Genomic DNA, 13,326 nt, shown 5'->3' on the forward strand with positions numbered 1-13,326 from the left:
AAAATAGCTTCTCTTCTTAGAGTTGGACAAAAATCAAATAAATATTATTTGCGAGAGGGAGACTTGACAGTTTCGTTCATATCAGAACCCAGCCTATCCCGTAGCGATTCAAGAGTTAAAAGAAGAGAAAAGTATGCCTGAAGGCATACAAATAAGGCAAGTTAGATATCTCAATAATATAGTGGAACAAGATCACCGTTTCATTAAGAAACGTGTGCGTTCTATGTTGGGATTCAAGTCGTATGAAACAGCTACTTCTATATTGAGTGGCGTTGAAGCTATGCATATGATAAAAAAAGGACAACTTCCCCCACAGGTGAAGTCTGCCCAAAATGAAGTTGGATTCATACATAAGTTGTTTGGAATTGCATCATAATCTGTCATTGAACAGTCCATGTAGGTTCTATGTCTCTATCAAATGGTTTTTGCACCAGAACCAATCCAATTAACAGCAACTGTTAAACCCACACCAAGAGGTTGTACATGGCTTACCATGTATGTTAATGGTAAGCCAATCATGTTCAGCGCTACTAAAAGAGAGGCTGCTCATAGCAATGCTATTCTATGAAATGTTGCTAAAAGAAATGCTGCTCTAAGAAGGGAGGAAGTGGCTTTGTCGCCAACCGTTGTCAGGGAAGAGGTATCTGATATTTCATCCACTAACTACTCTTTCCCCTTATAAGAGAAGAGCTCGATAAGACAAGCGGATAGCCTTCCAATAGGGAAAACAGCGTCTGGAGTAGCGGACGCTGTTTTTTATACAATCGGAAAGTATATCTTTTTATGGATAATCGTATAAGGGCAACTACGGTTTTGCCGTCGCCAAAGGCTCTCGGCAATCTCCGACGCAAAAATGTCGGGTTTACGGGGGCATCGAGCCCCCTAGAACCCGACTGTATCAGGCTATCGCCTAATACAGTGCGCTTCTTTTTCTGCCCTGCCAGGGCAGTTCAGAAAAAATCGCTTTAAAAGTAACGGCTGCCTACCTTGCGGCATGTTTTCAGTCGCCATAGGTGCGTCCTTCCTTCGTTCTCCTCATTGTAACAAGTTCGCTTATGACAGCGGGAAGGGCGGGCGCAAGGGGAAAGAAATCGGCAAAGCCAAGTAGGACATAATAGGAGCTTATAAGGAGAGGTTTAGCCTCTTTTGTTTATAAAGGCGTGCTTTTACGAACTGTAAGGAATCTTTTCAATACTATATCTAATCTTTTGAAACAATTCTTCTTTACTTTGAGGTATCGTTTGACTTGAAGCGAGAAACTTTTCTTGAACGAGAGTTTGAAAGGTTTCCATAACCCATGGTTTATCTAAATGAGCTTTTTTTATCAATTTATCCCGTTCGAACACTGTGACCGGATCTCCATGACACAGTATTTCCCCATCATGCATCACGATAATCTCATCAGCCCACTGGTAAGCAAGATTCACATCATGGGTAGATAAAATAATGGTTTTTCCCTGTTTTTGTATGTGATCTAATACCTTCATGATTTGTTTAGAAAAATAAGAATCGAGTCCTGCTGTCGGTTCATCAAGAATAATGACTTCAGGATCCATGGCTAATACCCCTGCTATAGCGACACGTTTTTTTTGGCCTAAGCTTAGAAAATGGGTAGGCTTATCTCTAAATCTTGTAGTCTCTGTCTGCTCCATGGCCCACTCCACTTTACGCAAGACTTCTTCCTTTAATAAACCCAAATTTTGTGGACCAAAAGAAATATCTTGAATAACACTGGCCGAAAACAATTGAGAATCCGGGTCTTGAAAGACAATTCCCACCTGCTTACGTAGTGAAAGCAGCGATTTTCGATCATACGCTACTTCTTTTCCTTTAAAACGAATAGTTCCATTTGTTGGTTGCAGAATACCGTTTAAGTGTAAAAATAACGTAGATTTCCCAGCACCGTTATTACCTAATAAGGCTATTTTCTTTCCCTGCTTAATCGTAAGGGAGAGGTTTCTCAAAGCGATGGTACCATCAGCATAACAATGAGATAAGTGATCAATATCAAAAAGAATTGGTTTCATCTATAAGCTTCCTCCAAACTGTACATATACGATTGCCATTCCTGCGAATATTACTGTGATGATGAACCAACTGACAGATGAGTAGCGATAAGATTGATTAAAAAGCAAAATCTCATCCTCATAGCCTCTGGAATTCATGGCCATCGACAATTGTTTCGTACGTTCAAACACTTTTAAAAACAGGACAGAAATAAGCAGTCCAAGAGACTTCATTCCTTGTCGAATGGTTATGTACCCCATCCGGGAAGACTGTGCTTGATAAATTTTTACTGATTCTTCCAAAAATACAAAAATGAATCGGTACGTTAAGGTGATCAATTCAATAAATAGTGGTGGTAATTTTAGTTTTCGCAATACATCGAGAATGGCTGTCAAAGGTGTTGTTAAAGTCAAAAAGTATAAACAACTCACGCTGCTTAGTACTACGAAGACAAGGTTTACCGCTCGCTTTAGACTTTCTTTGCTTATGCAAATCTGCCAATTACCTATATATGTAGACCAAATAACCTCCGAGATTACAGTGTGTCCATCGGCGAAAGAAATAAGGATCGTGATCATTCCTGAAAACAGAAAAAATAATGGTAATACAAGCAATTTTATATAATATGAAAGTGGAATCCTTGCTATAACAACAGTAAAAACACTCATTACTATAAAAGCGATGAATGACACCAAGGGGTCTTTGACAATTAACACAAACAACAGCAAGCAAAGAGAAAGTGTCATCTTTTCCACTGGATGAACGTTCTGCAACCTATTGAAATAAGCATATTTATCAATTAGTAACATTTGACACCTTCTTCTCTTTTTCCCCGACCTGCTTGTTCTTTCCCCTCATGAAACCAATAAAATATCCGATAAATCCCGCGCCGATTGCTGCTTGCAAAGCGAATAACAAGCTTTCAATCTCCCCACTTGGAGGCTCCCAAAGAGTATGAAACCAAGGTTTATAGTCAGGTGCTATTTCACCGATTGCTTCTTCCGCTTGACCATCAGATCCCCCAAACTCTGCTCCATGCTGGATGAAGAGGGGAACAACAGCAAGGATGATCACAATTAAAAGTAGTATCATATTCTTCTTCATATTAACGCCCCTCCTTGGATAAGACACGTAACAGCTTTAGTTCTTTTAAATTATATTTTGTTAACACATTCATAATAATGACTGTTAACAGCCCTTCACTGATTGCCAAAGGAATTTGTGTAATAGCAAAAATACTAGAGAATTTAACAAAAGAAGCCATCATACCACCAACCTCGGAAGGAAAGGCTAAAGCTAATTGAAAAGATGTCACTACATAAGTACCCAAATTACCTAAAGCAGCAGCTAAAAAAACAGCAACAGAAAAAGAAAGACCTACTTTGGTTGCGCCTTTATAAACAAGATAAGCAATGATAGGACCAACAACAGCCATTGAAAAAGCATTTGCTCCTAAAGTTGTTAAACCACCGTGAGCCAGCAATAAAGATTGAAAAAGGAGAACGATAAATCCAACAACACTCATCGCTGTAGGGCCGAAAAGAACCGTACCAAGTCCAACCCCTGTAGGATGAGAACAACTTCCAGTAACGGAAGGGATTTTTAAAGCAGATAGCACAAAAGCAAATGCTCCAGATAGGCCGATCATCATTTTTAATTCTGGATGTTCCTTTACTTTCTTTTTAATGGAACGTAAACCTATGATTAAAGATGGTAAAGTGACCCCCCACCAAAATATAGCCCATTCAATAGGTAAGAACCCTTCCATGATATGCATGGCGAAGGACTGTTTAGGAATATATAGTAATAGAACTGCAAAATAAATGATTATGAGGGTTTTCTTTTTCATTTTTACTCCTTTCATTTCTCTATCTCCTTAAATGATGTAATTCATGAAATCTCATTAGATAATAAATGCTACATATGAACCTATTTTTTTAATACACCTTTTACCGTATGATCTGTTCTGTGAAATCTTGCATTCTCGTAATAGTGACTAACTTTTTGTTCATATAGTACTCCTTCACTCAATGCTTTAACAAAAGCTGAAGCATCACTAGGTTGAAATTGTTTATACCATATTCCTTCTGGATACTGCACCACAACACATGTATCTTGGCATCGACCATTACATCTTGTTCTCGTTGTATGTATAATATTCTCAAGTCCATTTTGACTAATTTCCTGCCGGATACTTTGTGTTACTTCTTCTGCTTCATTTCTCATACAAGAAGAACCATTACAAATAAGGATATGATGTTTTAAATGATCAAAATTCCAAGTTGCCATTCATATATCTCCCCTTTTTATTTATAATTGCATGCCATACTAACAATCTGAATTGCTTCATAAATCTCAAGATAACAATTAAAATACAAGTTATGTTTCTATCAAATGATTTTTGCACCACAACCCATATAAGACATGCGAGTAGAGCATTATTTATCGTTTTAGATTTCACGCATTTTTTCTTTTCTCGAAGATCTAGAGGCGAAATACAAGTGCTCTCAAAACAGAGGCTTTCTTAGGGGGTAAGCTTCTTCGTGACGTATAGCACTCATCTATTATGTTTCTGTGGGGAACAAGTGTATATGTACTTGTTTAACAAATAGGACAACGCAATGTTGTCCCATTTGTTACATACTTATTTTTAATAAAAAACCTCGTCTCGTTCCCCGGTCCGAAATTCACTGGCGCGGGCTTCGACTTCGCGCTTGTCCAGCATTCCCGTTTCCACAACAAGCCGCTCAAGGGCTTTCATCCAATGCTCATAGTAGTTCCAGTTAGGATTATCCCTTTGTCCGTCGTTCTCCTTCTCCCATACTGCAATCTGCTGGATCAGGCGAGACCGGAAATCTTCCCATGAGGTAAAATTCTTTTCCTCGTACATGGCAAGCGCCATACCGAAAGAGAGTCTTTCCCAAGGCTCTTGGAAGTCTAATTCTCCGTTTTTTCTGGGCGGTGAGGTTTCCTCGGGCATATATGCTATAATAGATTCAGTAGAATTCGTCTCACAACTTTTCATGGGTTACCTCCTATCGCATAGTAGCCGCAGGCGGCTCTACTAATGAGACACCAATCATGGCATCTCGAGTAACGAGTTCTGCAAGTTCTTCCTCGGTCATTCCTTCCGTACCCGCAGGTCTTTGCGGTAATACCATAAATCGTACTTCAGAACTACTGTCCCATACCCGAATTTCGACTGATTCAGGCAAGTCTACACCGAATTCTTGAAGTACCTGTCTCGGTTCTTTGACAACACGAGCCCGGTAGGCAGGTTCTTTGTACCACGAAGGCGGTAAACCAAGCAACGGCCAAGGATAGCATGAACATAGGGTGCAAACGACTACATTGTGTACCGTATCCGTATTTTCCACTACCCGGATAATTTCTCCCTGCAGACCATAATATCCGAGTTCTTTTAATACTGTCTCTGGCTCCTCTAGCAATCTTTGTTTGAAAACGGGATCTGTCCAGGCCTTAGCGACGACCTTGGCTCCGTTCATCGGTCCAAGCTCATGTTCATAATGTTGTACAACCCTGTCGATCGCGTCAGAGGAAATGAGCCCTTTCTCGATAAGTAGTGATGCGATAGCGTTTGCCCGTGCCTCCCAAAACGATTGCGGACGTGGATGGTGATGAGGGAATCGGGAATCTACCTTGTGTTTAGTGTGTGTGTGTTCAGCCATATTAAACTCCTCCTTAAAAATGATTAATTTGTAATCGGTTCCAAATAAGCTTCCCAAAGATCGACATAAACTGAATCTTTCTGTTTGACTCCCCACAATTCTTCGCCCTCAAAACGCACTCGATAGATATATTGCGGGTTTTCTCCCCTCCGATGGGCGGCATCATCAGGGAAAACATGAGCCCCATAAACTTCATCGATGACACCATACTTGTCACGAACGTAACGCGGGAATCTTGTATGGCCAGTTGGATGAATGTTCCTTGTCTTAACTCTCTGTCCTACCTCAAACCGTGGAAGAGCCGATATTTCGCGCTCCGGAGACAAGCCTTCCAGCAGGGCTTTTTCAACAACCTGTACTAATTCCGGATCCTCCCGGCGTGGTATTTTTGTATCCGGATTCTCGAGGAACATTTGTGTTCGATCTTCGAGTTTTTCGGCATCCAATACTCCCGTTTCTAATAAGTTGTATTCGACGGTCGCAATCCAGTGGCCATAATATGATGACGTCAGATAGTCCACTGGGCGCATGAGTTCAATGCCAATCCTAAATTCATCAAAGGCCTTCATCCCTAATCCTTGTGCCATCGTTCCAGCCACAAGCCCGAAAGTAATCCTTTCCCAATCATATGTGAAGTAAGGGTCGTCTTTTTCTTTTACATACATAACTTTCCCAAATCCATCCATACCTCCAACATCGTGGATACCATTCATTTTTATCACCCTCCTATTAAACTAATTAGATAGACAACTACCCCAAAGCGATATGGTTTTGTTTTTTGCTTTTCTTTAATTGTTTACGTTAACAAATACTCTTTAGGACACTTAGCAACTAATGAATACAGAGTATCTACCATATTTGCAACGTGGAGCTTTCCTACTTGAGTTAACAACTGATAGGCCTCGAGAGGATCAAATCCATAATCCTCCTGCATCCATATGATCAACTCTTTATAGGCTATTCTTGCTGCATCTTCCATTGGGCGAGCGCTACCAATGACCATAATCTCATCTTTCGATTCAACACGAGGCCAGGCCACTCGTTTCCCTTTGATTAATTCAATACGAAAGGTCCCAACCGCTGTGTGCTCTAAAGCAACTCCACAAAGTTCACCGTCTCCCTGATTTGCATGAGCATCTCCGACGTAAAAGTAAGCACCTTCAACATTCACCGGTAACCAAATTTTGTTTCCAACACAAACATCAGGACAGTCCATATTCCCCCCGTAATTACCAGGAGCTAATGCAGAAATTTGTTCAATTTCAGGAGCAGTTGCAATGCTTCCGTAAAACGGTTTGTATGGAATACCGATTTGATCGTTATACCAAACTTTTCCGTCCCGTATTGGATAAACCCAAACCTTTTCTGGAAGTGGTTCATTTAAAAGAGCTGTTGCACCTGTTCCTGTCAACCCCCCAAAATCCTTAATCAGTGCGCTAACAGCAAAGTCTCGGGTAGGCTGAATATCAATGATTTCAACGATAATGGTATCCCCTTTTTCTGCCCCTTTTACATAAAAAGGACCAGTCATCGGATTTAAATAAGGCATATTCAATTTTTCACTCGGTACATCCGTCGTTTTTGTTATTCGACTCTCAAAAGCATCTTCCGTATAAACCTTAAAGGTCTCCCCCGGCTCGATGTCCGCAATGGGTTTAGAATAGGGACCGATAGCATAGTTAAAAGAGCCTGTTTGCAATTCTCGAATAGGGTCTGTTTTGTTCATTTTTTCTCCTAAATTAATTTTTTAATAGACTAAGGTCACTGAATGTTTCAATCTTCAGTGTTAAAGCGTACGGCTGTTTTGGGTTGAGGATCCTTATAAGTATAGGGTGGAACGCAGTTTGTCTTCATATATGTTGAAAATTTTTCATCCATTCTTTTGAGCCTACTTCATGTTTTTTCTACCTCCCCCTTTTATTATTTTATTTAAACAAGGGCCTCAACTTGTTATATTGCAAGAAGCGTGCCAAAGAGAAAATCCCTAAGAAACTTATGTAATTCTAAACCAACATCGAAAGCATTTTCTGAATTTAAGACACTGTATCCCAAATAATTATTTAAAAAATTCAGACTTATCAGTTAAAATAAAGAATATATAGGAAATTGTTTTATTTTGTTACACTGTTTTAAATTTATACAAAGGAGGGCGAGAAATGGATTCTATTCGTATTGGTCTTCTATTTTCTTTAACCGGAACGACTTCTTTTACAGAAATTGGGCAATATCGAACTGCTTTGTATGCTCTTGAACAATTTCAAGAGAATCATCGTGATTCAGGCTTTACTTTTTACCATCAACTCAGGGATATTTGCTCGGATCCAGGAGAGAGCTACAGGCATGCACTTGATTTGGCTCGCTCAGGAGTGAAAATTTTTGTAGGATGCTACACTTCAGCATGCCGTAAAGCAGTTTTACCCGTTCTTGAACAATACGACTGCCTTTTAGTGTATCCGGCACTGTATGAAGGACAGGAAATTCACCCGAATGTTTTCTACATTGGAGAGGTTCCGAATCAGCAGGTCGTTTCCCTTCTCAAATTTATGATGCAACATTTCGGAAGGCGGGTTTATTTAATTGGGAATGATTATATTTATCCCCGATACACGAATCAGCAAATTCGAGAAATACTCTACGAATTGAACGGTGAAGTCGTCGGCGAACAATATGTTCCTTTGGGACATACCCAGTTCATGCCTTGTTTACAAGACATTCAGCTGGCTTCTCCCTCTGTTATCTTCTCAACACTCGTTGGAGAAAGTGTACTGCATTTTTATCAAGCCTACTATGAACTGGGACTGAACCCGGAGAAATTACCGATTTTTAGTCCTATTACAACAGAGCTCGAAATACAATCGATGCGATCCAAATATGCAGCAGGGCACTATAGCTGCTCTAGTTATTTTCAATCGTTAGATATTCCAGAGAATCTACAATTTGTACAAGGGATGAAGAAGAGGTACGGCCAGGATACGGTTATTTCTTCTGTGATGGCCAATACATATTCCGGTATCCAGATGATTTTGGACGCTTTAGTTCATCTTCAATCCACCGACAGAAAGAAGATTTTAAGCTATTTATATAAAAAAACCTTCTCATCTCCAAGCGGCAAGATTACGATTGAATCGAATCATCATCTCTCAAGGGAAGTAAGAATTGGACAAGCTAATTTAGATGGACAATTTAACATCGTATGGAGTTCTGAGCAGCCGATTCCCGCTAAGCCTCTAATGACTAATACAATTTTTGATTCTGTGAATGAGGAACCTATTTGGAAATACATGGTTGAAGCGATGGGTGAGGAAACAGTTGATGGAGTAGTAGTTCTTGATAAAGGCCGGACTATTTTATATGCCAATCCAGTTGCCTACTCTATCCTTCAGGCCAAACATGGCGATGTTCTGAAGGAGGATCAGTTGCAGAAAATTTCTTCTACGCATCAGTTGATTGAAAAAGATACGGGCAAATATGGATTTCAGCTCTTATTTTTTAAAAGAGCGGAGCTGGGACCTCTTCTTGCGACAAAACCTGATCAAGAGGAGTACCGGTTTGGACGTGTGGTAACCTACAGTCCATTCTTCCAAAAAGAGCTTCGTGCTACAAGAATTGCCTCACAATCTGATGCCAGCGTGTTAATACTAGGGGAAACCGGTTCAGGGAAGGAGGTTTTAGCGCGAACAATTCATGAACAAAGTCCTCGAAGCGGCGGTCCATTTGTTGCACTCAATGCTGCGGCTATTCCTAGAGAGCTGATTGCCAGCGAATTATTTGGATATGTGGAAGGAGCCTTTACCGGATCGCGAAAAGGGGGAAGCCCGGGGAAATTTGAGGTCGCAGATGGAGGAACCTTATTTCTAGACGAAATTGGAGATATGCCTCTGGAACTTCAGGTGAGCCTGCTTCGGGTGCTAGAAGAGCGAAAGGTAGTTCGAATCGGTGACCATAAGGAGCGTCCCATTAATGTACGTGTGATTGCGGCAACCAATCGTAATCTTAAGGAAGAAATCGCTTATCAAGGTTCCTTTCGCTCTGATTTATATTACCGGCTAAACGTGTTTACCATATATATACCGCCGCTCCGCCAGCGGATCGAAGACATCGAGACATTATCCGTGCAATTTCTAAGGCAGTTTCAGCAGCATTACGGAAAAGGTCCTTTTAATCTATGTAATTCTGCCTTACAGCTGCTTCGGTCTTATAATTGGCCGGGAAACATTCGAGAGCTTCGAAACGTAATGGAAAGAGCGTTTCTCCTGGCCATTGATGAACCCAAAATACTTCCACTCCATTTGCCAGGGGAATTCAAAAAGGCTGACAGTGCGAATTCGCCGTCTTCCGTTATTAATCTAAAGGATATGGAAAAGCAGATGATTGAACAAGCTCTCAAAGGATCAACAAGTGTGACAGAAGCTGCTAAAAAACTCGGTATTACCAGAAGTACATTATACCGGAAGATAAATCAATGGAATATCCCTAAAGCTATTTATTAAAGCGGATAAAATTCTGGTTCTGGTGTAAACATAATTTGTTAGAAAAATAGAACTTCAATATCCTTCTCATCTATGAATTATGATGCTACTCCCAACAAACTATGTATAAATGCCACCTCACTTTAGATAGACTTTACTCTTTAATGAACTTGCCCTTTTTTCATCATATGCATGGCTTCAATGCCACTCAATATGCAAATAGCTGTTTCATACGTTTTCAATCCCAAAATAGAATGTACTTGTTTCTTAATGAAACAATGCTCTTGTTCAACAATATGGTTAAGATATCGTATTTGCTTTATTCGGATGCCTTCAGGCATCTTTTTTTCATCTTTTAATTGTTGAATCGCTATACGGTGGATTCTTATCTACTGTTATCACACGAGGTTTGAAAACATACGAAAAATCCAAGTCTTTTTCAAGCTCCTTTGTATAAATTTAAAACATTGTACTAAAATGAAACAATTTCCTACGTACCCTCGTTTTGACTGATAAGTCATAATTTTTTAAGCGTTTATTTAGATTATAGTGTCCTAAATGAAGAAAACACTTTCAAAATCAACTTAGAATTACATAAGTTTCTTCAGGATTTTCCTTTTGGCACGCTTCTTGCAATAAATAAGGGCAGATAGATGAAACGAAAAATGATAGTTTTTCGTTTCATCCATTTCACATTCTGTTCAATAAAGAAAGGGGTATGGAAAGATGAGACATGGAGACATTTCAAGCAGTCATGACACAGTAGGTGTAGCGGTGGTCAATTATAAAATGCCGCGTCTACACACGAAAGCGCAGGTACTTGATAATTGCCGAAAAATCGCAGATATGATTGTAGGAATTAAGCAGGGACTTCCAGGTATGGATTTAATTGTATTCCCTGAATATAGCACGCACGGAATTATGTATGATCAACAAGAAATGTATGACACGGCCTCTTCCATTCCGGGAGAAGAAACTGCTATTTTTGCGGAAGCCTGCCGAAAAGCCAATACTTGGGGAGTTTTTTCTCTAACAGGAGAAAGGCATGAGAATCATCCGAACAAAGCTCCTTATAACACATTAATCTTAATGAATAATAAAGGAGAAATTGTACAAAAGTACCGAAAAATCATTCCTTGGTGCCCAATTGAAGGCTGGTATCCGGGCGACGCTACCTATGTAGCGGAAGGACCAAAAGGCCTCAAAGTAAGTTTAATCGTCTGTGATGATGGAAACTACCCGGAAATCTGGCGTGACTGTGCGATGAAAGGTGCCGAACTTATTGTCCGATGCCAAGGATACATGTATCCGGCTAAAGAACAGCAAATTACAATGGCCAAAGCAATGGCTTGGGCGAATAATACGTACGTAGCTGTGGCGAATGCATCTGGTTTTGACGGTGTATATTCTTACTTCGGCCACTCAGCAATCGTTGGTTTTGACGGCCGCACACTTGGAGAGTGCGGAACGGAGGAAAATGGAATTCAGTATGCCGAGATTTCCCTTTCCCAAATTCGCGATTTCCGCCAAAATTCACAGTCTCAAAACCATTTATTCAAATTGCTCCATCGTGGCTATACTGGACTAATCAATTCTGGAGATGGTGACCGCGGGGTTGCTGATTGTCCATTTGACTTCTATCGTACATGGGTACTCGATGCAGAAAAAGCCCGCAATGATGTAGAAAAAATCACTCGTACTACAGTAGGAACGTCTGAGTGCCCAATTGCCGGAATTCCCCATGAGGAAATAGAAAAGGTTGCCGGTAAGAAGTAATAGAAAATATGGAGGTAGGGTCAGGTTGGAGTGCCTGACCTCCTTTGTAGCTAAAGGAGAATTGTATGACCTTTATTACAACAAAGTTAAAAGATTTGAATGATCGCCAGCAACAGCCTGCCCATCAAGGAAACCGTCTAGTGACTCGTTTTCGATTTGATGTGAGGCAGGTGATGAGTCATGTCCGCTCAAAAATTTTTGGTCAGGAGGAAACCCTTAGGCGATTGGAAGAAATGTTAAATATTATTTGGTCAGATATCACAGAGCCTGATCGCCCTTTATACGTTGCTTTGTTCTTGGGACCCACGGGTGTCGGTAAAACTGAAATAGTTCGGGCTTTAAGTGAAGCTATTCATGGAAGCCCGGAGGCGTTCTGCCGAATCGACATGAATACATTAACACAGGAGCATTATGCCGCCGCCTTAACCGGGGCACCTCCCGGTTACGTAGGAAGCAAGGAAGGAACCTCTCTCTTTCAAATGGAGAAGATTGAAGGTTCGTACAGTAAACCAGGAATTATCCTTTTTGACGAGCTGGAGAAGGCGAATGATCAAGTTATTTATTCTCTCCTTAACGTAATGGACAACGGCCTGATGGTCATGACTTCTGGAGAGAAAGTGATTAACTTTCGCAATACTTTGATCTTTATGACCAGTAACGTTGGAGCTAAGGAAATTATCGATTATGCTGATGGCGGCTTCAAGTATTCTCTTCGTAAATTTTTATGGTTTCTGCAGCCTTCACACTGGCGGAAGGGGGAAAAAGATTTTCTCCGTGACGTTACGCTTAAACAATTAGAAAAACGTTTTAGTCCTGAATTTATCAATCGATTTGACGATATCTTTGTTTTCAACTGGCTCCATCAAGAGGTGTTAGGGTACATCCTTGATATGAATGTCCAATCCCTTAACCATAGAATTCAAAAGTATAACTGTCAGCTTCGACTCGATGAATCTGCTCGAAAATTCCTGATCAAAGAGGGATTGAATAAACGATATGGAGCGAGATTCTTAAAGCGTATAATCCGAAAATATATTGAGGTTCCCTTAGCATCTCAAATTAGTCAACGATTACAGGGAGAGACTTCATTGTTATTTGTTGCGGGAATGCAAAATGGTAAACTAAATTTTCTAGCAATCGAGGAGCCGAAAAGCAGTAAAGACCCGGAATTACTGTTAAAAGAAACAGGTCAATCTCTTAACAGTTAAAGAGAATGGGAAATGAACACGATTAGCCTCATGTATGTAGGTGTTGTGTTGTTTGTGAATGGCTTAATGCTTTTAGGGGTTCTGGTGCAAAAATTTCAGCTGACTTGAAACTAATCTCTAAATCTTGGACATACTAATACTATCAATCTAGAAAAGGGATGGTATTCAGTATGGAAA

General features: G+C 40.3%; 12 protein-coding genes and 2 pseudogenes. 4 read left to right on the forward strand and 10 right to left on the reverse strand.

Annotated elements, in window-relative coordinates:
- Positions 1–82: 82 nt before the first annotated feature.
- Positions 83–376: pseudogene (locus tag ACFOU2_RS07900) on the forward strand (DDE-type integrase/transposase/recombinase); the annotation flags it as partial.
- A 790-nt stretch (positions 377–1,166) separates the two neighbouring features.
- Here the strand turns inward: ACFOU2_RS07900 and ACFOU2_RS07905 are convergent.
- The 9 genes from ACFOU2_RS07905 to ACFOU2_RS07945 form a co-directional block, all read right to left on the reverse strand.
- Positions 1,167–2,027 (reverse strand): energy-coupling factor ABC transporter ATP-binding protein, encoded by an 861-nt coding sequence (locus ACFOU2_RS07905; RefSeq protein WP_377913951.1) that lies wholly within the window; start codon positions 2,025–2,027, stop codon positions 1,167–1,169.
- Positions 2,028–2,816, reverse strand: coding sequence for a cobalt ECF transporter T component CbiQ (cbiQ, locus tag ACFOU2_RS07910; protein WP_377913953.1), 789 nt, complete (start codon positions 2,814–2,816; stop codon positions 2,028–2,030).
- On the reverse strand, positions 2,803–3,111 hold the full coding sequence (locus ACFOU2_RS07915; protein WP_377913955.1) for an energy-coupling factor ABC transporter substrate-binding protein: 309 nt from the start codon (positions 3,109–3,111) through the stop codon (positions 2,803–2,805). Before ACFOU2_RS07915 ends, cbiQ begins: the two co-directional genes overlap by 14 nt.
- 1 nt (position 3,112) lies before the next feature.
- Complete coding sequence (locus ACFOU2_RS07920) at positions 3,113–3,871, reverse strand: energy-coupling factor ABC transporter permease (protein ID WP_377913957.1); 759 nt, start codon at positions 3,869–3,871, stop codon at positions 3,113–3,115.
- A 65-nt stretch (positions 3,872–3,936) separates the two neighbouring features.
- The gene (locus tag ACFOU2_RS07925; RefSeq protein WP_377913959.1) at positions 3,937–4,296 is read right to left on the reverse strand and encodes a (2Fe-2S) ferredoxin domain-containing protein; all 360 of its coding nucleotides are present in this window, start codon (positions 4,294–4,296) and stop codon (positions 3,937–3,939) included.
- Positions 4,297–4,657: 361 nt separating this feature from the next.
- Positions 4,658–5,032 carry a nitrile hydratase accessory protein gene (locus tag ACFOU2_RS07930; protein ID WP_377913961.1) on the reverse strand — a complete coding sequence of 125 codons (375 nt, stop codon included), beginning with the start codon at positions 5,030–5,032 and terminating at the stop codon, positions 4,658–4,660.
- 10 nt (positions 5,033–5,042) lie between these two features.
- Positions 5,043–5,696 (reverse strand): nitrile hydratase subunit alpha, encoded by a 654-nt coding sequence (gene nthA, locus ACFOU2_RS07935; RefSeq protein WP_377913963.1) that lies wholly within the window; start codon positions 5,694–5,696, stop codon positions 5,043–5,045.
- A gap of 23 nt (positions 5,697–5,719) precedes the next feature.
- Positions 5,720–6,409 carry a nitrile hydratase subunit beta gene (nthB, locus tag ACFOU2_RS07940; RefSeq protein WP_377913965.1) on the reverse strand — a complete coding sequence of 230 codons (690 nt, stop codon included), beginning with the start codon at positions 6,407–6,409 and terminating at the stop codon, positions 5,720–5,722.
- 83 nt (positions 6,410–6,492) lie between these two features.
- A complete protein-coding gene (locus ACFOU2_RS07945) occupies positions 6,493–7,422 on the reverse strand; it encodes an acetamidase/formamidase family protein (protein WP_377913967.1) in 930 nt (309 codons plus the stop codon).
- 430 nt (positions 7,423–7,852) lie between these two features.
- On the opposite strand from ACFOU2_RS07945, the gene ACFOU2_RS07950 reads away from it, so the two are divergent.
- A complete protein-coding gene (locus ACFOU2_RS07950; protein WP_377913969.1) occupies positions 7,853–10,186 on the forward strand; it encodes a transporter substrate-binding protein in 2,334 nt (777 codons plus the stop codon).
- 122 nt (positions 10,187–10,308) lie between these two features.
- Here the strand turns inward: ACFOU2_RS07950 and ACFOU2_RS07955 are convergent.
- Positions 10,309–10,582, reverse strand: a pseudogene (locus ACFOU2_RS07955) (DDE-type integrase/transposase/recombinase); the annotation flags it as partial.
- Positions 10,583–10,891: 309 nt separating this feature from the next.
- On the opposite strand from ACFOU2_RS07955, the gene ACFOU2_RS07960 reads away from it, so the two are divergent.
- Both ACFOU2_RS07960 and ACFOU2_RS07965 read left to right on the forward strand, forming a co-directional pair.
- Positions 10,892–11,941, forward strand: a complete 1,050-nt coding sequence (locus ACFOU2_RS07960) for an aliphatic amidase (RefSeq protein ID WP_377913971.1) — start codon at positions 10,892–10,894, stop codon at positions 11,939–11,941.
- Positions 11,942–12,006: 65 nt separating this feature from the next.
- Complete coding sequence (locus tag ACFOU2_RS07965) at positions 12,007–13,149, forward strand: AAA family ATPase (RefSeq protein WP_377913973.1); 1,143 nt, start codon at positions 12,007–12,009, stop codon at positions 13,147–13,149.
- Positions 13,150–13,326: the final 177 nt, after the last annotated feature.

Origin of the sequence: Bacillus songklensis (assembly GCF_042649685.1) — a bacterium.
Classification (GTDB): domain Bacteria; phylum Bacillota; class Bacilli; order Bacillales; family Bacillaceae_H; genus Bacillus_BA; species Bacillus_BA songklensis.

Excerpts from the sequence above, each read along its gene's own strand:
- ACFOU2_RS07905 (WP_377913951.1), bottom strand. The coding sequence starts at position 2,027 with ATGAAACCAATTCTTTTTGATATTGATCACTTATCTCATTGTTATGCT.
- cbiQ (WP_377913953.1), bottom strand. The coding sequence starts at position 2,816 with ATGTTACTAATTGATAAATATGCTTATTTCAATAGGTTGCAGAACGTT.
- ACFOU2_RS07915 (WP_377913955.1), bottom strand. The coding sequence starts at position 3,111 with ATGAAGAAGAATATGATACTACTTTTAATTGTGATCATCCTTGCTGTT.
- ACFOU2_RS07920 (WP_377913957.1), bottom strand. The coding sequence starts at position 3,871 with ATGAAAGGAGTAAAAATGAAAAAGAAAACCCTCATAATCATTTATTTT.
- ACFOU2_RS07925 (WP_377913959.1), bottom strand. The coding sequence starts at position 4,296 with ATGGCAACTTGGAATTTTGATCATTTAAAACATCATATCCTTATTTGT.
- ACFOU2_RS07930 (WP_377913961.1), bottom strand. The coding sequence starts at position 5,032 with ATGAAAAGTTGTGAGACGAATTCTACTGAATCTATTATAGCATATATG.
- nthA (WP_377913963.1), bottom strand. The coding sequence starts at position 5,696 with ATGGCTGAACACACACACACTAAACACAAGGTAGATTCCCGATTCCCT.
- nthB (WP_377913965.1), bottom strand. The coding sequence starts at position 6,409 with ATGAATGGTATCCACGATGTTGGAGGTATGGATGGATTTGGGAAAGTT.
- ACFOU2_RS07945 (WP_377913967.1), bottom strand. The coding sequence starts at position 7,422 with ATGAACAAAACAGACCCTATTCGAGAATTGCAAACAGGCTCTTTTAAC.
- ACFOU2_RS07950 (WP_377913969.1), top strand. The coding sequence starts at position 7,853 with ATGGATTCTATTCGTATTGGTCTTCTATTTTCTTTAACCGGAACGACT.
- ACFOU2_RS07960 (WP_377913971.1), top strand. The coding sequence starts at position 10,892 with ATGAGACATGGAGACATTTCAAGCAGTCATGACACAGTAGGTGTAGCG.
- ACFOU2_RS07965 (WP_377913973.1), top strand. The coding sequence starts at position 12,007 with ATGACCTTTATTACAACAAAGTTAAAAGATTTGAATGATCGCCAGCAA.